General features: G+C 62.9%; 15 protein-coding genes. 8 read left to right on the top strand and 7 right to left on the bottom strand.

What is annotated here, in order from left to right; translation table 11 throughout:
* The first annotated feature begins 268 nt into the window (after positions 1-268).
* The 3 genes from H281_RS0114190 to H281_RS0114180 all read left to right on the top strand — a co-directional run bounded on the left by H281_RS0114190 (position 269) and on the right by H281_RS0114180 (position 5943).
* Positions 269-4453: a YadA-like family protein gene (locus tag H281_RS0114190; protein WP_027804590.1), complete on the top strand. Its 4185-nt coding sequence runs from the start codon at positions 269-271 to the stop codon at positions 4451-4453.
* 86 nt (positions 4454-4539) lie between these two features.
* The gene (locus H281_RS35425; protein ID WP_020067778.1) at positions 4540-4950 is read left to right on the top strand and encodes a hypothetical protein; all 411 of its coding nucleotides are present in this window, start codon (positions 4540-4542) and stop codon (positions 4948-4950) included.
* A gap of 345 nt (positions 4951-5295) precedes the next feature.
* Entirely contained in the window at positions 5296-5943 is a 648-nt protein-coding gene (locus tag H281_RS0114180) for a cysteine hydrolase (protein WP_027804626.1), read from the top strand.
* Between the two features lie 51 nt (positions 5944-5994).
* Here H281_RS0114180 and H281_RS0114175 read toward each other — a convergent pair whose 3' ends face one another.
* Together H281_RS0114175 and H281_RS36005 are read right to left on the bottom strand one after the other, a co-directional pair.
* The gene (locus H281_RS0114175) at positions 5995-6804 is read right to left on the bottom strand and encodes an alpha/beta fold hydrolase (RefSeq protein ID WP_020067776.1); all 810 of its coding nucleotides are present in this window, start codon (positions 6802-6804) and stop codon (positions 5995-5997) included.
* A 163-nt stretch (positions 6805-6967) separates the two neighbouring features.
* The gene (locus H281_RS36005) at positions 6968-7105 is read right to left on the bottom strand and encodes a DUF3563 family protein (protein WP_020067775.1); all 138 of its coding nucleotides are present in this window, start codon (positions 7103-7105) and stop codon (positions 6968-6970) included.
* 442 nt (positions 7106-7547) lie between these two features.
* Here H281_RS36005 and H281_RS0114165 point away from each other — a divergent pair, with 442 nt between their 5' ends.
* Entirely contained in the window at positions 7548-7856 is a 309-nt protein-coding gene (locus tag H281_RS0114165) for a DUF4148 domain-containing protein (RefSeq protein WP_020067774.1), read from the top strand.
* Between the two features lie 3 nt (positions 7857-7859).
* Here H281_RS0114165 and H281_RS0114160 read toward each other — a convergent pair whose 3' ends face one another.
* Both H281_RS0114160 and H281_RS0114155 read right to left on the bottom strand, forming a co-directional pair.
* Positions 7860-9980, bottom strand: coding sequence for an acetate--CoA ligase family protein (locus H281_RS0114160; protein ID WP_027804589.1), 2121 nt, complete (start codon positions 9978-9980; stop codon positions 7860-7862).
* Positions 9981-9997: 17 nt separating this feature from the next.
* Positions 9998-10780, bottom strand: coding sequence for an enoyl-CoA hydratase/isomerase family protein (locus tag H281_RS0114155; protein ID WP_020067772.1), 783 nt, complete (start codon positions 10778-10780; stop codon positions 9998-10000).
* Positions 10781-11027: 247 nt separating this feature from the next.
* Here H281_RS0114155 and H281_RS0114145 point away from each other — a divergent pair, with 247 nt between their 5' ends.
* Positions 11028-12362, top strand: a complete 1335-nt coding sequence (locus tag H281_RS0114145) for an MFS transporter (RefSeq protein WP_020067771.1) — start codon at positions 11028-11030, stop codon at positions 12360-12362.
* Positions 12363-12380: 18 nt separating this feature from the next.
* Here the strand turns inward: H281_RS0114145 and H281_RS0114140 are convergent, their stop codons facing one another.
* Positions 12381-13169 carry an IclR family transcriptional regulator gene (locus H281_RS0114140; RefSeq protein ID WP_027804587.1) on the bottom strand — a complete coding sequence of 263 codons (789 nt, stop codon included), beginning with the start codon at positions 13167-13169 and terminating at the stop codon, positions 12381-12383.
* A 168-nt stretch (positions 13170-13337) separates the two neighbouring features.
* Here H281_RS0114140 and H281_RS0114130 point away from each other — a divergent pair, with 168 nt between their 5' ends.
* A complete protein-coding gene (locus H281_RS0114130; RefSeq protein ID WP_033379551.1) occupies positions 13338-14126 on the top strand; it encodes a substrate-binding domain-containing protein in 789 nt (262 codons plus the stop codon).
* 111 nt (positions 14127-14237) lie between these two features.
* Here the strand turns inward: H281_RS0114130 and H281_RS0114125 are convergent, their stop codons facing one another.
* Positions 14238-15635, bottom strand: coding sequence for a mercuric reductase (locus tag H281_RS0114125; protein ID WP_020067768.1), 1398 nt, complete (start codon positions 15633-15635; stop codon positions 14238-14240).
* A 151-nt stretch (positions 15636-15786) separates the two neighbouring features.
* Positions 15787-16326, bottom strand: a complete 540-nt coding sequence (locus H281_RS0114120; RefSeq protein WP_020067767.1) for a carboxymuconolactone decarboxylase family protein — start codon at positions 16324-16326, stop codon at positions 15787-15789.
* Between the two features lie 111 nt (positions 16327-16437).
* Here H281_RS0114120 and H281_RS0114115 point away from each other — a divergent pair, with 111 nt between their 5' ends.
* A complete protein-coding gene (locus tag H281_RS0114115) occupies positions 16438-17400 on the top strand; it encodes a cupin domain-containing protein (RefSeq protein WP_020067766.1) in 963 nt (320 codons plus the stop codon).
* A gap of 149 nt (positions 17401-17549) precedes the next feature.
* Positions 17550-17870 carry a YXWGXW repeat-containing protein gene (locus tag H281_RS0114110; protein ID WP_020067765.1) on the top strand — a complete coding sequence of 107 codons (321 nt, stop codon included), beginning with the start codon at positions 17550-17552 and terminating at the stop codon, positions 17868-17870.
* Positions 17871-18133: the final 263 nt, after the last annotated feature.

Genomic DNA, 18133 nt, shown 5'->3' with positions numbered 1-18133 from the left:
GCGTAGCCGCTCAGCAGCTTTCTAGCCGAGGCTCACCCATTACCCAGTAACTTGAATTCCTGCACGGCGAGGACGGATTCGCTCGCCCTGGAAAACTCGTTATCCATGAACACCTGAAGGGGAAAAGGGCTAGTCGCGCCTGTTCAGAAGACACACGGCTGAAGTTCTTCGCCTATTCAATATAAATAGTCATCCTAAATGTAATGGCTGTAAACAAACACGCTTGTCGTTTCCAATTCGAATTGTGAATCCTTACAGGAAAATAACCATGAATAAGGCATATCGGACAGTCTGGAACGCGTCACTAGGGGCTTTTGTGGCCGCCTCGGAACGGGACAAAACGCGCGGCAAAGGGAATTCGCGAACCTGCGCCCCGGTAGTCGATGGACGAGACGGCGATCGTCGCAGCACGTTGTTGCACGGAGCGAGTCTGCGCATCCTGCCAGCGCTCGTGCTGGCGGCCCTCGGCGCATGGGGCACGCAGGCGCAGGCACAGGTCAATTGCTCGTCGTCACCTTATAACTTCTTCAACGGCAGCGATTCGTGCGCGGGCTTTTTGTCTACGGCCAGTGGTGGCGGTGCGACTGCGCTGGGTTACGCCGCTAACGCTACAGGAATCAATGCCACGGCTGTCGGCTATCAGGCGATCGCCAATGCAACGAATGCGCTTTATCTGGGGGCGCGCAATGCTCCGGGCACCGGCGCGACCGCTGAATCGGCGATTGGAATCGGTACCGATGTTGCCGCTAGCGGATCGGCCGCCATTGGTATCGGCGTCGACGCGGTCTCCAGCGGCAACCTGTCGACGGCCGTCGGCCCGTCGGCGAAGGCGACCGGAGACAACGGCGTTGCACTGGGCGCGAGTTCCAGCGCAGCCGCTTCCGGCGCTGTGGCGTTGGGCAGCGGAGCCATTGGTTCGCAGACCAATGGTGTAGCCGTTGGTTCGGGAGCCAATGCTGCCGGTGTCAATGCAATCTACATGGGCTCGCGCACCGCCGCGGGCACCGGTTCGTCCGGACAATCGTCGATTGCGATCGGTACTGACGTCACCGCTACCGGCGACTATGCTGCCGCCTTCGGCTTCCAGTCGGTGGGAAGCGGAGCCGCAGCTGTTGCAATGGGCTATATCGCCGACAGCTCGGGCACGCATGCCGTGGCCGTCGGCTTTCAGTCGATCGCGAGCGGCCTCAACTCCGTGTATCTGGGAGCGCGTACCGTCGCGGGCACGGGCGCAACGGCTGCGGGAGCGATTGGCATCGGCACCGATGTGAGAGCTTCGGGTCCCTCTTCGCTGGCTGCAGGCACGGTGGCCGCAGCCACTGCCCAAAATGCCGTGGCCTTGGGGGCGGGAGCCGCCGCGTCGGGACTCAACTCGCTCGGCATGATGAACGGCTCCAGCGCCAGCGGCGTCAATTCGATAGCGTTGGGCGGGGCGGATTCCGTCGCCGAAGGCGGGTCGTCCGCACCGGCGGCAGTCGCGGGCGCCGCAGCGTCGGGAATTCGTGCGGTTGCGATCGGCTCAGGCGCGAGTTCGGGCGGGTCCTCGTCGATTGCGATAGGCGATTCTGCTTCGACGGGTACCAATGCCAATGCCATTGCGATGGGCACGACGGCGACGGCCTCGGGAAGCAGCGCTGTCGCGTTGGGCAACCAGACCGTGGCGAGCAACGCGAATGCGACCGCGGTTGGCTCTTCGTCGCAAGCCCTCGCGGCCTCGACGGTTGCGATCGGCGATAGCAACAAGGTTGCCCCAGCGGCCGGCGCCGGCTCCATAGCGGGCGGCCACAACTCTCAGGTGCTGAGCGGGACGGGCGCTGTCGCGCTCGGTCAGGCGCAGACGGTCAGCGGCAATGGCGCCGTCGCCATCGGCGACCCGAATAGCGCGACCGGCAATGGCGCGATTGCGGTTGGCGCGGATAACACGGCGACCGGCAACGGAGCGATCGCCCAAGGCAACGGCAACATCGCGAACGGTCAGGGTGCGGTCGCCCTGGGCAACGCCAGCAACGCGAGCGGCGCGAGTGCGCTGGCATTCGGCGATACAGCAGTCGCGAACCAGGCCGGCGCGATTGCACTCGGCGCCGGCGCGTCGGCCGGTAACGCGAACAGCGTGGCGCTCGGCTCGGGCTCCCAAACCGGCACCGCAACGCCGACCGCGAGCACGACCATCAACGGTACGGTCTACAACTTCGCCGGCACCGCACCGACCAGCGTGGTGAGCGTTGGCGTGGCAGGCACGGAGCGCCAGATCCAGAACGTGGCGGCGGGCCGTCTTAGCGCGACGAGCACCGACGCCGTGAACGGCTCGCAGTTGTACCAGAGCAATCAGGCGATCGACGCTCTCGCAGCGACCGTCGCAACCGACAAGGCTCACTACTTCAGCGTCAACGACGGCGGCACGCAAGGCGGCAATTACAACAACGACGGTGCCACGGGCGTCAACGCGTTGGCGGCAGGCGTGGGCACCGTCGCTGCCGGCGCGGGCAGCACCGCGATGGGCCAGGGCGCGACGGCGAACAATGCAAACGACGTGGCGCTCGGCAGCGGCTCGACGACCGACGTGGCCGTGGCGACCACGGGCGACACCATCAACGGCACTGCATATGCGTATGCCGGCACTTCGCCCACGAGCACGGTGAGTGTCGGCAGCCTCGGTCACGAGCGCACCGTCACGAACGTGGCCGCGGGCCGTGTCGACGCGAACAGTACCGATGCAGTGAACGGCTCGCAGCTTTACGCCACCGATCAGGCAGTCGATAACCTCGCCAGTGTCGTGTCGGCGAATGCGAAGCACTACTACAGCGTCAACGACGGCGGCACGCAGGGCGGCAATTACAACAACGACGGCGCCACTGGCCTCAATGCGCTGGCCGCGGGCGTCGCGGCGACGGCGAGCGGCGCGAGCAGCTTCGCGGGCGGCAACGGCGCTTCCGCACTGGCCAATAACGCCGTTGCGCTAGGTTCGCTGTCGAGTGCGTCGGTCGCGGGTGCCGTTGCGATCGGTGCCGGTTCGGTGTCCGACCGGGCGGTGCTCTCGGGCGTCGGCTCGATCGCCAACGGCTCGCATGCGATTCCGTTCGATACCAGCGATCAGACGTTGCTCGGCGCGGTGTCCTTCGGCAGCGCAAGCGGCAACACGTATCGGCAGTTGACGAACGTCGCCGACGGTACGCAGCAGCACGACGCCGTCACGATCCGCCAGTTGGCAGGCGCACTGTCGTCGTTTGCGGTGACTGGCCAGATGTACTTCCATGCGAATTCGACGGCGGCGGACTCGCTCGCGGTCGGCGCGGAGTCGATCGCCGTGGGACCGACCACGGTCGTCAACGGCGACAGCGGCGTGGGCATGGGCAACGGGGCGATCGTCGACGCAACCGCGCCCGGCGGCGTCGCGATCGGCCAGGCCGCGAATTCCGCGCAGGCGGACGCGATTGCGGTGGGCAGCGGCTCTGTCGCGAGCGGCGCGCAGTCGATCGCTCAAGGCGCGAATGCGAGCGCCGCAAACGCCGGATCCGTTGCAATCGGTTCAGGCGCGCACAGCAGTGCAATCGACGCGCTTGCACTTGGGGCCGGCGCGGGCGCGACGTTTGCCAACAGTGTGGCGCTCGGAGCCGGATCGGTGACGACGGTCGGCGCGTTGAGCAACTACATCGCTTACGGACTGAGCAGTCCGCAGTCGTCGGCGGGCGAGGTCAACGTCGGCAACCGGCAGATTACCGGCCTTGCTGCGGGCAAAGCCGGCACGGACGCCGTGAACGTCTCGCAGCTCGATGCGGTGACCAACCGGTTGACGACGCTCATCAACCAGCAGACCACCAACAACGGCGGCAGCTTCTCGTCGTCGCCCGGTACGCCCACGCCCCCGACGCCTTCGGGATCGAACTCGTCGGCGGGCGGGCAGGGGGCCGTGGCTTCGGGCAACAACAGTTCGGCGGTGGGTAACGGCTCGACGGCGTCGGGCAGCGGTTCCACAGCCGTTGGAGCCGGCGCGACATCCACGGGCAGCGGCTCGACGGCGCTCGGCGCGAACAGTAACGACGGCGGACGTGCGAATGTGGTTGCGGTCGGTTCCAGCGAGTCCACCCGGCAGGTGATCAACGTGGCGGCCGGCACCGCGCCGACCGACGCGGTGAACGTTCAACAGCTGAACGCGGCGTTGTCGCAGGCAAACGCGTACACGGACGCCCGCGTGAACGAACTGCAGAACGGCATCAATTCGACGGCGCGCAACGCGTACTCCGGCATCGCGGCAGCGACTGCGTTGACGATGATTCCCGAAGTGGACAAGGACAAAACCTTGTCGCTCGGTATCGGCACGGCGGGCTTCCGCGGTTACCAGGCGGTCGCGATCGGCGGTACCGCGCGCCTCGCGGAGAATCTGAAAATGAAGGCCGGCGTGGGCATGAGCCCAGGCGGCACGACCGTTGGCGTCGGCGCCGCAATGCAATGGTAAGTCGTGAGGACGGGGACGCAGCCGCGTGTCCCGCGTTCTCTGCGTATTCCGCGTTTTCCGCCACATACAGTCTATGGGAGCACCTGATGAACCGAATTTTGTTTGCAAGCCTTTTCACTACCGGCGTCCTTCTTTTCACTACCGGCGTCCTTCTCATGAGCGGATGCACGGCAGCGAGTGGTCCGTCCTTTAACGCCTATTCCGTCGACGCAAGCAACGGCGTCAGGACATACCGGGCGGAGTGCCACGGCCTCCTGGAAAGCGCGGCGACCTGCACGAAAGTGGCGCAACACATCTGCGGCGACAAGTCTGTACAGCCGATCGAACGGATCGACCGCGTTCGCGAAGCCGACGACAACCGCAATGACCCTCGCGTTCTGCTATTCAGTTGCGCTCAGGCGTCCGACAGCAAGACGTCGGCCGAACCGCCTTCGACGGTTGACGAAGTCGCAAAGATCGGAGACGTCGATCACCGTTCAGGAACTAAAGCGATGTAACCGTGAGGCAGCGCGGCCACGCTCGTCTCGGGCGTTGGCCGCCGTGTCGCCGACCTGAGCGACCCGCGCATGTTCAAAAACAAACGCACGGGCATGTCGGGAAAACCGTATTTGCATGCCGAATTCCAACAAGCGCGTGGGAGTCTTACTCATCGCCTTGTTAAAAGCATGCACGCGGGGTCGACCTGCGGACGCATCCAGCGCCCTGTCATCCGGCGCTCGCATGCAAAACCGGGATGCCGCATCAATGCGCCGTTGCTTTCCAGGTCTTCGTTTCCTAATCTGGTCGGGAGGCTCCGGTCGGAGAGGCCGGTGAGCCGTCACGCGATTTCCTGGAGGTCCGAAGTGTCCTTTGATCGTACGGAGACAGCCGTAGTATTCATCGACCCGCAAGTCGATGTCCTGAGCAAGTCGGGTAAGAATTGGGGCGCGGTGGGAGCGAGCGTGACGGAGAACAGGACGGTCGAAAACATGCTGCGAATCTTCAAGGCGGCAAAGACCGCGAAATTTCCCGTCTTTATATCGCCACATTACTTTTTCCCGACCGATCGCCTGTGGAAATTCAACGGACCGTTGGAGTCCGATGAATTCGCTACCGGGACGTTTGCGCGTAGCGGTCAGTTGAATCTCGAAGGTTTCGAGGGATCGGGCGCTGACTGGCTCGACGAATTCAAGCCCTACATCAACGACGGCGAGACGGTTGTTGTGAGCCCACATAAGGTCTTCGGACCGCAAACCAACGATCTCGTCCTTCAACTGCGCAAGCGTGGCGTGAGCAAGGTGGTACTGGGCGGCATGCTCGCCAATATGTGCGTGGAATCGCATCTGCGCGACCTGCTCGAACAGGGATTCGAGGTCCACGTCGTGAGCGATGCGACTGCGGGACCACGTCACCCCGTTTGGGGCGATGGATATAAAGCGGCAATGGTCAATTACGCGTTTCTCGCGCACGGCGTGGTGACCACCGACGAAGTTGTCGCTTCAATGAAATGACGCACGCGTAACCCGCATTTCCCAAACTAACTGCGTTCGACGATTGCCTCATCAATGCGCCGCTTCCGACTCGGCGATATGCCGCGCGATCGTCGCATTGACCTGGTCGGCGTGCGTGAGCGGGCCCATGTGTCCCGCGCCCTCGACGATTGCAAGGCGTGCCGCAGGCAGCATCATGGGCAACCGCTCGGCGATCGCCCGCGTCGGAACCGGCGCATGTTCGCCGCGCATGATGAGCGCCGGCACACGCAGGCTCGTGTAAGCGCTGGCGGGCGTGCGTTCATCGAGAAGCGCGCGAAAGTCGAGCGGCGCCTTCGGCGCCCAGCGCGTGAGCGCGGCCTGCACCGAGGGCCGCAGCGCATCCCATGCGCCGCGTCCACTCCAGTAGTCGACGAACGAAGCCGCCGCACCGCGATAGTCGCCGCAGCTGACTCCGTCGGCGGTGCGCTTCGAGATCGCGACGATTTCCGAAAGCGCTTCGACTCCGTAGGTGCCCATCGCCTTCAGCAAGTGAAACGCCGACGGTTCGTACAACGTCAGGCTCGCAATGCGCTCGGGCCGCTCGACAGCCGCGCGCAACGCCACGCCACCGCCATACGAATGGCCGACGAGATGCACCTTGCCACAGGCGGCGTCGATGATGCCGACCGTCCTCGCCGCCTCGTCGGCAAGCGTGAACGCGCGCTCGCCGCTCCAAGGGCCGGTGCTGTCGCAGCCATAGTGCTCCGGGGCGACGAACGAATGGTGCGATCCAAGCGCCTCGCCGAGCTTGCGCCATTGCGTCGCGCCGGAGCCCGAGCAATGCAGAGCGATGACGGTCGTTGGAGATGAGCAGATTCGCGATGCGATGGCGTTATTCATGTCGTTCCTGAGGAGTCGGGTAGTCGAGGAGTCGGGAGCACGGACGCCGTGCCGGGGAGTCTCTACTATCGGTGCGACGCCGCCGCCTGGCTATGCTCGAGACGCCGGAAGATTTGCTCTGCCATCCGAACTGATTGACGGACAGCGCGCCCGTTGAGCGACTTCAACCGTCGATGTCGAGCGACTGCATGCGACGTTCAAGCTCGCACATGTCGACGGCGGAAGCGAGGTACGCGTCCCGACGGCTGTGTTCAGCGCGGTCGAGCAGCTCTTGCAGCAAGAGAAACAGATAGATGAACATGATGCCCTCCGGTCGACGACCTGGTCGATTCAGTACCAGCGCGAACGGGGCGCGACGCAACAGCATCCGGTGGGATGCACGGTGGCTCGCGCTACGGCTGGACGCAGTGTATTGCAGAGTCCATGCCATATCGCTGCAAGCCTTGTTTAGCGGTGATTCGGACATTGCCGGGCGCGACGAATTCGATAAACTGTCGTCGCGTCGCCAACACGGATTCATGCGAAAGTCGGCATGACACGAACACCTGTTTGTTGCGCGGGAAATGTGAGCGGAGCTTGAGAAACCAGGCGTGGGGATTGCTCGTAGTTTCTGTCGCCTCCGTGAGGCGGCGTTATCGCACAGCAACGGAATCATCACTCGAAAGACGAACAACCGGAGGAGACACGCCAGCCGCGCCGGCATGGCGTCGCCCCTGGTTCGCTCGCACCGAAGGACACGCACCATGAGCAGACTGCTGACAAACTGGTCGACGCTTTTCGCCGTGACGATGCTGGTCGCCGGTTGCGTGGCTCCCGTCATGCCGTACACCGGACCGCACCTTACCCCGACAGAGTGCCGCGACCTCGCAGCGCTGAGAACAAACGCGCCGCCGACCATGGCGCAACACCAGAGCGAACTCGGTGCCCTGAGAAAAGCGGGCTACGACCCGTCCCCGTGGTATGACCCGTACTATCCGGACGACCTCCAGGCGGCGCAGCGCCTCGTCGACTACTGGTTCCAGACCGAGTGCCAGCGGCCTCAGTCCGGCTGACCGTCATTCAACAGCAGTCGATGCGAGGACGGCAACGCCGTCAGCCGCTCGTACGCCCTGGCCGGCTGGCAGCACGAAAATCGGATTGATCTCAGCTTCGACAATACGCTCGCCAAGCCGTACCGCCATTCGGGCAAAAGCGACGATCGCGCTCACGAGCGCATCGACATCGGCGCGCGGCCGCCCACGATACCCGTTGAGCAGCGGCCACGTTTTCAGTTCATGAATCATCTCCAGTGCGTCATCGCGCGAAAACGGGGCGTCGGCGGAGAGAAGTCGCATTGTCGTGTCCTTAAACAACTCCGCAGTGACTCCGCCCATGCCGAGCAGCAATGCTGTACCCAACGGGTCTCGATGAAGGCCGAGAATCAGTTCCGTTCCGCCGCTCACCATTTCCTGAACGAGAAACGCATTCGCGGGTACACCGGTCGCGGTTTCAACATCGTCACGCATACGGTTCAGACGCGCCCCGATGCTGTCAGCGGTGAGCCCAACGGCTACGCCGCCAACATCGCTCTTGTGCGTGATGGTGCTCGACAGCAGCTTGAGCACGACTTTCCCGCCCAGCTCGCGAGCGGCGCTCGCGGCTTCATCCGGGTCTGTGACGACACGCTCGCGTACCACGGGCACTCCGAAGCGGGCAAAGAGCGCTTTCGCCTGCGCTTCGTTTAAAGAGCCGGAAGGAAGATCGCTTACGTCGACGTTGACCTCGGCCTCGGCTTCAGCGTGTTGGTCGCCCGTGGTCGCCGTGGGTTGCCTGAATCTGCCGTGCTGCCACATTGCAGCGAGCGCGCTCGTCACGCTTTCGGGCGACGGGAACGCCGGCACTTCGTGCTCGTTGAGCAACCGCGTGATCTCCGGCGCGTGCGGGCTCACGAAAGCCATGACGGGCTTGTCGCTTCCGGGCAGCGAATCGCGGATCGCGCCAGCCATCAGGTCAGGCATTGCGAGACCTGACGATCCAACGATCACCGCGACCGCGTCGTAAGTCGGACTGTCGAGCAACGTGCCGATCGCACCGCGCAGCAACGCCGGCTGCAGGCCCGCAAGTGTCACATCGATTGGATTACGGTCGAGCACCGCATGATCGCCGGTCTGCAGCGCGCGCAGCTTCGCAGCGGTCGCTTCGTCGGGAGGCGGGGTCTCGAAGCCGGCCATGCCAAGACTATCGGTCACGAGCGTGCCCGCGCCGCCGGTCGAGGTCAGAATCGCGATTCTTCGCCCGGCGAGCTTGCGACGCGTGGCGAGCGCATGAGGAATGTCGAGCAGATCGGAAAACGTCTGGGCGCGAATCACGCCGATCTGGCTGAAGAGCGCGTCATACATCCGGTCCGAGCCGGCTAGCGCCCCCGTGTGCGAGACCGCCGACCGTGCGCCCGATTCGGAGCGCCCGATCTTGAACACCACGACCGGCTTGCCCGCTGCCGCCGCCCGTAAAGCCGCGCGCCTGAACCGCTCCGGATGACGAAGCCCTTCCATGTAGAGCGCGACCACCGAAGTCGAATCATCGTCGACGAGATAGTCGACAAAGTCCGCCATGTCGAGATCGGCCTCGTTACTCGTGGACACCAGCTTCGACAAACCAATGCCGCGTGCCGCCGCCCGCGACAGCAGCGAGCCGAGAATCCCTCCGCTTTGCGACACCACGCCGATCCCGCCGACGGTGAACGCGTCGGTCTCGAGCGCTCCGCTTGCTGAGAGCGTGATGCGGTCGGTGAGGTTGACGAGCCCGATCGTATTCGGACCGAGCACGCGCATGCAGCCTGCCGCCTCGATCAATTGCGCCTGACGCTTTGCGCCTTCCTCGCCGATTTCTGCATAGCCACTGGCCAGCACGATTGCAGCGGCCGTCCCGCGGCTTGCAAGATCGCGTACCGCAAGGTGGGCGCGCTCGGCGCCGAGCAGCACGATACCGACATCGGGCGCCTGCGGCAACGACGCTACGTCGGGATAGCAGGTCAGGCCGTCGATCGACTCATAACGCGGATTGACAGGGTAGATGTCGCCGTCGAAGCCGTGCTTCCTCAGGTAAGCCACCGGGCGGCCCGAAGTCTTGGCGGTGTCCGCCGATGCGCCGATCACGGCGACGCTCGCCGGGCGCATCAATTTGGAAATTGCGTTCATGTCGATTTCCTTCGCGCTCACCTGGCTTTGTTCAGGAACGCGAGCACCGAGTCGCGATGTTCACTGCTGGTATAGCAAACCGCCTGTGCCTGGCTGCCTTGTGCAAACACCTGATGCGCGGACAGTTCGTAGCTCTGGTTAAGAATCGTCTTGCCGAGTGCGAGCGCCGTGGCCGAACCCTGGCTCAATTCGACGGCCCACGCATGAGCGTCGGCGATGAGCGAGTCCGGCGCGCTCAGGCGGTCCGCGATGCCGAGTTCCAGTGCTTCCTTTGCATCCACCTTGCGCCCGCTGAAAATCAGTTCCTTTGCCCGCGCGAGTCCGACCCGTCGCGGCAGGAAGTACATGCCGCCGCCGTCGGGAATCAGCCCTCGCCTGATATAGCTCCACGTGAAGCTCGCTTCGTGCGACGCGAGGATAAAGTCACACGAGAGCGCCATATCGGCGCCCAGACCTGCCGCTGCGCCGTTGACTGCCGCAATGGTCGGTTTGGGCATCGAATAAAGCAGATTGACCGTGTGATGAACGATCTGCTGACGCGACCAGCCATTGAACGCGACCTCGCCGGCGGGTGCTTCCATACGTTGCGCCATGCCGCTGACGTCGCCGCCTGCGCAGAATCCCTTGCCGTTGCCGGTCAACACCACCGCGCGCACGTCACGGTCGCGCGATACGGACTCCAGCGCCGCGATCAGTTCGGCACGCATTTCGTTGGTGATGGCGTTACGCTTTTCTGGGCGATTGAGCGCGATCGTGGCGACCTGCGACTCGATAGTGACTTGAATAGTGGATGTGCTCATGCGTGTCTCGATGATTGAATTGGAGTCGACCGATCAGGTCAGTCTGCCAATGCAGCTTAGCCTCACCGGCCGCGGGAGACATCCCATCAATTCCACTCTGTGGAACGGCATGTGCGTTTCGGCGGAGCACGACAATTCCACTGCATGGAATTGGCGGATTGTCATCGTGCGTTCGGCGTCGATAATGAATTCCAACGCAGGACACTTGCCATGACGATCCTGCGGCCCATACAAGCCTGGAGACATGATGCACGCAGCCCGTTCCAATCCCATCGACGTAAGCGCCGTCGCCCCGCCGCAGACAGAGGCTGTCTACCGGAAGGTCACCTCGCGGCTGCTGCCGTTCCTCTTCGTTTGCTACGTTTTTGCGTACCTGGATCGCGCAAACATTGGCTTTGCGCATTTGCAGTTCTCGCGCGACATTGGTCTTTCCGACGCCGCATTCGGTCTGGGCGTGGGGCTCTTCTATGTGGGTTACATGCTCTTCGAAGTGCCGAGCAACCTGTGGCTCGCGCGAGTCGGCGTGAGAAAAACGCTCATGCGGATCATGGCGCTGTGGGGCATCGTCTCGGCCGGTACCGCGTTCGTGCAGACGCCTACGCAGTTCTACATCGCGCGCGTGTTGTTGGGCGCAGCCGAAGCAGGGTTCTTTCCGGGCGTCATTCTGTACTTCACCTACTGGTTTCCTGCTGCTCGCCGCGCGCGCGTCACGTCGATCTTCATGACGGCGATCTGCGTATCCGGCATTGTCAGTGGGCCGGTGTCGGGATGGATTCTCAACAGCATGTCAGGCTTACTCGGTTACAACGGCTGGCAATGGCTGTTCCTTCTCGAAGGGCTTCCGTCCGTGATTGCCGGTGTCTTTGCGTATGTCTATCTGACGGACCGCCCCGAGCAGGCGACCTGGCTCACCGACGAAGAAAAGGCTCTGCTGCTCGCGGAACTCAATCGCGACGCGCAAACGAAGGCTGCACGCGCGCATGGTTCGATCTGGATCGCGCTAAAGGAGCCGAAATTCTATTTCTTGACCTTCGCCTATTTCAGCGTGCCGTGGGCGAGCATCGTCGTGCATATCTGGGCACCGAGCGTGATCCAGAAAAGCGGCGTATCGAACTACTGGCACATTGGACTTCTTTCCGCGATTCCGTATGTGGTCGGCGCAATCGCGATGTATCTGCTCGGCCGGAACTCGGATCGAATGCTGGAGCGGCGCTGGCATTTCATGGCAAGTGCATTGATGGCCGCATTGGGTGTCGCGCTCCTGCCGGCTGCAGCGAATCACGCAAGCATTCTCGTGGCACTGCTTTGCGTCGCGACGGCGGGTTATCTCGGCATGCTGTCGCTCTTCTGGACCATCCCGCCCGCGTACCTGTCGAGCACCGCCGCCGCGAGCGGTATCGGACTCATTAGCAGCGTCGGCCAATTCGGCGGGATCTCGGCGCCCTCGGTGATCGGCTATGCATCGACGCACTTTGGCAGCAGCACTATGGGCCTCTATGCGGTTGCGGTCGTGTCGATTCTCGGCGGCCTTGCAGTGGTGCTGGGTATTCCAGCGCGCGCGATCAGCGAACGCCGCGAATGAAATCGATGCTTGCGGTCTTCAACCTTCGAGGCGCGCGCATGCGGTTGTGATCTCGTCGCGCAGACGCAGCAGGGGCGCAGCTAGTTCGCTCACTACGCTGTCGCTCGACGCGGCCGTGCGCACGCTGAAGTTGAGGACCAGCAACCGGTGTCCGGGAATGGCGAGCGGGGTTGCGAGCGCGATCACTTCTGGCTGCCAGCTTGCGACGCAACAGCCGTTGGTGTGCACATCGTCCACGGCCTGTGCGATCTCTTTTGCGAGGCGCTCCCAGCCGCTTCGCCCGCGTCGTTTGAATGCATCCATCAGACGGGCGAATTCGGCCTGCGGCTGCATCGCGAGATAGGCGCGGCCGAGCGACGTCAGTTCCATTGGCACGCGTTGTCCCGAGACGATGGTACGTAGTGAAGCTCGCTGGTTGTAGCGAATCGACTCGAGGTAGACCATCTCTTCACGGTCGGCGCCCGCGATTCCGACATTGATGTGCCTGGTCTGGGCAGTGTCGCGGATGAGCGGCCCAGCGGCATTGAGTACCGTGGATCCGCTGCGCAGTGCCTGCGCGAGACTGAGCACCGGCAGCCCCAGTCTGTATGCCCTGCGTGCAGAGTCGTGTTCGAGATAACCGGCGTCCACGAGCGTTCGCGTGAGGCGGCTCACTGTCGCCTTCGGCAAGCCCGTGCGTTCCGCAAGATCGCCGTTGCCCAGAAGCGTCGCACCCGGACCGAACGCGCGCAGCAACTCGAGCCCGCGTTCGAGCGATCGATTCGATGGAGATGTGCCCCGTTCCGGTTGTTGATTCTTGTTCGCCATAAACAGAGAGGTGTCGTGCTGAATGTTAAGAGGCTGAATATCGATGCACGCCTCAGCATGCATCAAAGCACATGAAGTACATCGTAGCGGCGCGTCTGCGGATCATTTTGGGCGCTTGGCGTCGCGAACGGAAGCAGGGCGGCGAGACTGACTAAAGAGGGTAATCCGATGATCGTCAACAACGCAAACTTCCTACGTGCAGCACTGTCTGCGGCACTCTTGAGCGGGGCACTGATATCAACCGCAGTTCATGCCGCTGACGTTCATGTCCTTGCAACCGGAGCGCTATCCGCAGCGTTCAGGGAACTCGGGCCAGGTTATGAACGGCAGACGGGCAATCACCTCATCATATCGTGGGGGCCTTCATACGGTACGTCCGCTGACGCGCTGCCCATGCGCATCCGGAATGGTGAAGCCATGGACGTCTGCCTGATGATTCGCCCTGCGCTAGACGAACAGATCAGTCAGGGAAAGTTTCTGCCGGACACTCGCACGGACCTCGTTGCTTCGCGAATCGGTGTCGCGGTGCAGGCCGGCATGCCCAAGCCGGATGTGAGCACCGTTGACAAACTGCGTAATGCGCTGCTCACAGCAAAGTCAGTGGCTTTCTCCGAGGGCGCGAGCGGCACCTATATCACCGGGACGTTGTTTCCCAGGCTCGGCATCGCGCATCAAATGAACGCCAGGAGTGTTCAGATCAAAGGGAAGGAACTGGTCGGAACGGCCATCGAGCGAGGAGACGCAGAACTCGGATTGCAACAGATCAGCGAGCTTCGCGCCATTCAGGGGATTCAGTACGTCGGGCCGCTTCCGGAAGAAGTTCAGAAGGCGAGCGTCGTATCCGCCGCGGTGTCGACAAGCGCGCAGGAGCGGGAAGGGGCCGCGGCGCTCATTTCTTATCTGAAAACGCCGGCAGCGTCGGCCGTGTTCGAAAAGACCGGTCTCGATCCAATCTAACCGGGACAGTGAGTCGCACCATCTCCGGGCGCGGGCAGATTGCGCAAGTAACGAGCGAGCCCGTCAGATTCAACGGACTCGCTCAGTCCGCGCCCATGCGCCGATTGCCTGTTAAGCCGCCCTTGCAGGAACCTTCGACAGAAGCGGCCCCAAACCTTCGGCGAACGTCAGATGCGAGATGACGGCATCGCGCAGTTTCGGGTACGGAAGCTCTGCGATCATTGCCGTCTGCACTGAAGCCATGACCTCACCTGCCTCCGGTCCGATCATCGAGAATCCCAGGATACGATCGTCTTTGGCGTCGACGAGAACCTTCATGAATCCCTGAGTTTCGTCGGTCGCTTCAGTTCGCAGCACATTGCTCATTGGGAGTGTCGCGACGCGAACCGCAATACCGTAGCGAAGCGCATCGCGTTCGTTCAGACCCACGCGTGCGAGCGGCGGATCAGTGAATAGCGTGTACGGAACCAGGCGGCCCGTTGTCGTTCGATCTGTGCCCGCGAGGTTGTCGCGCACTATCCTGAAGTCGTCTACCGAAACATGCGTGAACTGCGGACTGCCCGCGACTTCGCCGATTGCCCATACGCCGGGTGCCGATGCCTGCAACCTGTCGTTGACGCGAATGTATCCGCGTTCGTCGAGTTCGATGCCTGCCTGCTCCAGCCCGATACCGGCCGTATTGGGAACCCGTCCTGCCGCAACGAGGATGTCACTGCCTTCAATCACCCGTTCCCCCGAAGCGGTTCGCAGCACGACGCGAACCTGCGTACCGGAGCGACCTTCGACACGGACCGTTTCAGCACCCGTCACGATATCGATTCCTTCGTTACTCAGAATCCCACGCATCTCTTCGCTGATGTCCACGTCTTCGCGAGCCATCAGGCGGGCGCCGCGCTCGACGATAGTCACGCGACTTCCGAAGCGGCGATAAGCCTGTGCCATCTCGATGCCGATATAACCGCCGCCGAGCACGACCAGATGCGCTGGCGCGTAGTCGAGATCAAGCGCGCCGATATGCGTCAGCGGACCGGCGGCCAGCAATCCGGGCACATCGGGAATTGCAGCGTGCGTGCCGACATTCACGACCACCTGATCGCCGGCGAGCGTGCGCGTGCCGCCGTCGTTCAGTTGCACTGCGATCGTCTTCGGTCCGATGAAACGGCCGGAGCCCATGATCAACTCGGCGCCGCTCGACGCATACGCCTGCACGTGAAACGCCGCCTCTCTCTCGATCATGCCGCGCTTGCGTTCGCGGACCTTCGCCATGTCGACGGCGATCGGACCGGTCGTCGTGCCGAAGTCGCCGGCATGCCGCGCCAGATGCGCGACTCGCGCGCTCCATATTTCATTCTTGCTCGGCAAGCAAGCCACGGCAGGGCATGACCCACCGACCCACTGCCGTTCGACTACGGCGACCCGTTGTCCCGATCGTCCCAGATGCCACGCCAGAAGCTTGCCGCCCTGGCCGCTGCCGAGAATCAACGTATCGAAATGTTCAACTTGAGACATGAAATCCTCCAGTACACCTGCGAGTGAGTTGGCCAGTGCGGCAGCGATCCGGCTTTCCGCCGGATCGCGACGATGCGGCGAGCGGCACGTCACCGCGTGACGAGTCGGCCCGCACGTCACCGCGTGACGAATCCGCCCGACTACGCACGTGTTATTTGACCGGCGGGAAATCGACGTCAGTGTCGTTAATGCGATTGAATGTATTCGTGAAGATCGTCATGGCGATTGCCAGCGAAATCTCAGCCAGTTGCGTGTCGCTGTAACCGGCGGCGCGAATGGCGGTGAACTCGCTTTCATCGATCGTGCCCCGCGTGCTCTGCAGGGTCAGCACGAAGTGGACGAGGGCGTCACGCTTCGCATCGCCCGTCGCCTTGCCCGCGCGAATCTGACGGAGCGTCTCGGGCGAGAGGCCGGTCATCTTTCCCAACATCACGTGAGCGGCCACGCAGTAATCACAACCCGTCTGCTCGCTGACGAGCAGCTTGATGGTTTCCAGATCCTGTTTGCTGAGACTGCTGGACGCGAGCGCGCCTTCCGCATCGAGCACGGCGTTCAATGTCGCGGGTGCGAGGTGACCGACCGTCGCGAACAGGTTCGGCACGCTGCCGCCTGCGATCTTCCGTACCCGTGCATAGACTTCGGCGGTGGCGCCCGTGGCGTTCGAAACTGCGGGGATTGCAATGCGACTCATGATCGACCTCATGCGGTGGTGGTTAGGAGCCTCCACTTTAGGGTCGCGAAATGATCTTGTTGAGCCTCTGGATTGCCAATATCATGCTCAAAAGTATCAACCGAGGTAGGTATGTCACTCACGCTCGATTGGCTGAGCCGTCTGCTCGGCATGATGACGGTGCGCGGGCAGCTCGAACTCCGATGCTCGTACGGCGCTCCGTGGCAAGTCATCTACGACGATTCCGCTGCCGGGGAAATGCCGTATCACATCGTGCTTGGCGGATCGGCCATTCTGGAGACGCCGGGCGAGGGCAAACCGCAAGATCTGGGTGCTGGCGACATCGTGATGTTGACGCACGGTTCGGCCCATATTCTTCACGACGGCAGCGGCGCGCGCCCGAAACCTGCGCGCCAGCGCCAGACGTTGAACCTGACCGTCAGCGAAAATAAAGGCAGTGGTCAGCGCCTTGAAATGCTTTGCGGTCGAATCGTGCTGGCGCCGCCGCATGACCGCCTGATCCGCGCATATCTGCCTCCTCGGCTCGTTGTGCGGACGTCGGCCGCAGGGGCTTCGTCCAGCGCTGAGACGCTTGCACAACTGAAAGGGCTGATGGCGCTCCTGCAGGCGGAATCGAGTGCGGACAGGCTGGGCGGCTATGCAATGCTGAACGCGTTGTCTACGGCGTTGTTCGCGCTTGCGCTGCGTATGTCCGGCGAGTCTGACGAGGCGCCGACAGGCTTGCTGGCTCTCGCTGGACATCCGCGCCTCGCCCCGGCGCTTGCAGCCATATTCAACGATCCGGCCTATCCGTGGACCCTGTCTGAACTGTCCGAACTTTGCAGCATGTCGCGCGCGACGTTGCTTCGCCACTTTCAGGACAAGGTGGGACGCTCGCCCAATGAACTCCTGACAGATGTCCGGATGGCATTGGCCGCCAATGAGTTGAAAAAGCCGGGCGTTTCCACCGAGGTCGTAGCCGAGACGGTCGGCTATCAATCCGTCGCGGCGTTCCGTCGGGCCTTCACCCAACATCTGGGCATGACGCCCGCCGACTGGCGTCGTTCGGAGGACAAGCAGCACGGACAGTCATGATTTGCACCCGCTCCGGCCCGTCGCAGCGAAGATTGTCGCTGCGACGCAAATAAATATTCGAAGCATTCGACGGATTTTTCCCGCTGCCGCGTTTAAGAAGAAACGAAGCCCTGCCGCGCTTCGATACTGAATGAATGGGAGAAACCGACATGACATCGAAAACGCCGTTTCACTTTGGACGCAACGTGCTCGCCGTCGCGGCGACCTGCGCCGCCGCGCTGACCGCGGCACCTGCCATCGCCCAAGCCGTGATCATCGCGCCTGTCGCGCCACCGCCGCCCCGCGTCGAAGTCTTGCCCGCGCCGCGAGCGGGCTACGTGTGGGACCAGGGCCGCTGGCGTTGGCACCACGGTCGTTACGAGTGGGCGCCGGGCCATTGGCAGCCGGTTCGCGCCGGTTATCACTGGGTGCCGGGACATTGGGTGCAGCGCGGACCGAATTGGCGCTGGGTCGAAGGTCATTGGGCGTGAAGGGCTCACATGACTCAAGGAGGCAAGCTGCCATGAAAACACTGTTGATATTGCTGCTCGTGGCGTCGCTCGGCGGTTGTGTGGTCTACCCGGCGCGGTCGGTCTACTATCGTCCGGCAGTCGTCGTGTATTGAACAACGGCGTGAATGACCGCTGCAAAAAAACCGCTTGAAAAACCGCGCCCGGATAATGCACGCGCAACGAACCTACGAGGATAAAGCCGACGTGAAGCGCATCGCACGTGTGTCGAAGGGTGCGGCCTC

The sequence above is a fragment of the Paraburkholderia caledonica genome (genome assembly GCF_000383275.1).
GTDB lineage: Bacteria > Pseudomonadota > Gammaproteobacteria > Burkholderiales > Burkholderiaceae > Paraburkholderia > Paraburkholderia caledonica.
The sequence above is the reverse complement of the archived record's forward strand: the minus strand, read 5'-3'. Positions and strand labels throughout refer to the sequence as shown.

Excerpts from the sequence above, each read along its gene's own strand:
- H281_RS0114155 (WP_020067772.1), bottom strand. The coding sequence starts at position 10,780 with ATGAGCACATCCACTATTCAAGTCACTATCGAGTCGCAGGTCGCCACG.
- H281_RS0114165 (WP_020067774.1), top strand. The coding sequence starts at position 7,548 with ATGAGCAGACTGCTGACAAACTGGTCGACGCTTTTCGCCGTGACGATG.
- H281_RS0114140 (WP_027804587.1), bottom strand. The coding sequence starts at position 13,169 with ATGGCGAACAAGAATCAACAACCGGAACGGGGCACATCTCCATCGAAT.
- H281_RS0114130 (WP_033379551.1), top strand. The coding sequence starts at position 13,338 with ATGATCGTCAACAACGCAAACTTCCTACGTGCAGCACTGTCTGCGGCA.
- H281_RS0114190 (WP_027804590.1), top strand. The coding sequence starts at position 269 with ATGAATAAGGCATATCGGACAGTCTGGAACGCGTCACTAGGGGCTTTT.
- H281_RS0114110 (WP_020067765.1), top strand. The coding sequence starts at position 17,550 with ATGACATCGAAAACGCCGTTTCACTTTGGACGCAACGTGCTCGCCGTC.
- H281_RS0114160 (WP_027804589.1), bottom strand. The coding sequence starts at position 9,980 with ATGAACGCAATTTCCAAATTGATGCGCCCGGCGAGCGTCGCCGTGATC.
- H281_RS0114175 (WP_020067776.1), bottom strand. The coding sequence starts at position 6,804 with ATGAATAACGCCATCGCATCGCGAATCTGCTCATCTCCAACGACCGTC.
- H281_RS0114145 (WP_020067771.1), top strand. The coding sequence starts at position 11,028 with ATGCACGCAGCCCGTTCCAATCCCATCGACGTAAGCGCCGTCGCCCCG.
- H281_RS36005 (WP_020067775.1), bottom strand. The coding sequence starts at position 7,105 with ATGTTCATCTATCTGTTTCTCTTGCTGCAAGAGCTGCTCGACCGCGCT.
- H281_RS0114120 (WP_020067767.1), bottom strand. The coding sequence starts at position 16,326 with ATGAGTCGCATTGCAATCCCCGCAGTTTCGAACGCCACGGGCGCCACC.
- H281_RS35425 (WP_020067778.1), top strand. The coding sequence starts at position 4,540 with ATGAACCGAATTTTGTTTGCAAGCCTTTTCACTACCGGCGTCCTTCTT.
- H281_RS0114125 (WP_020067768.1), bottom strand. The coding sequence starts at position 15,635 with ATGTCTCAAGTTGAACATTTCGATACGTTGATTCTCGGCAGCGGCCAG.
- H281_RS0114115 (WP_020067766.1), top strand. The coding sequence starts at position 16,438 with ATGTCACTCACGCTCGATTGGCTGAGCCGTCTGCTCGGCATGATGACG.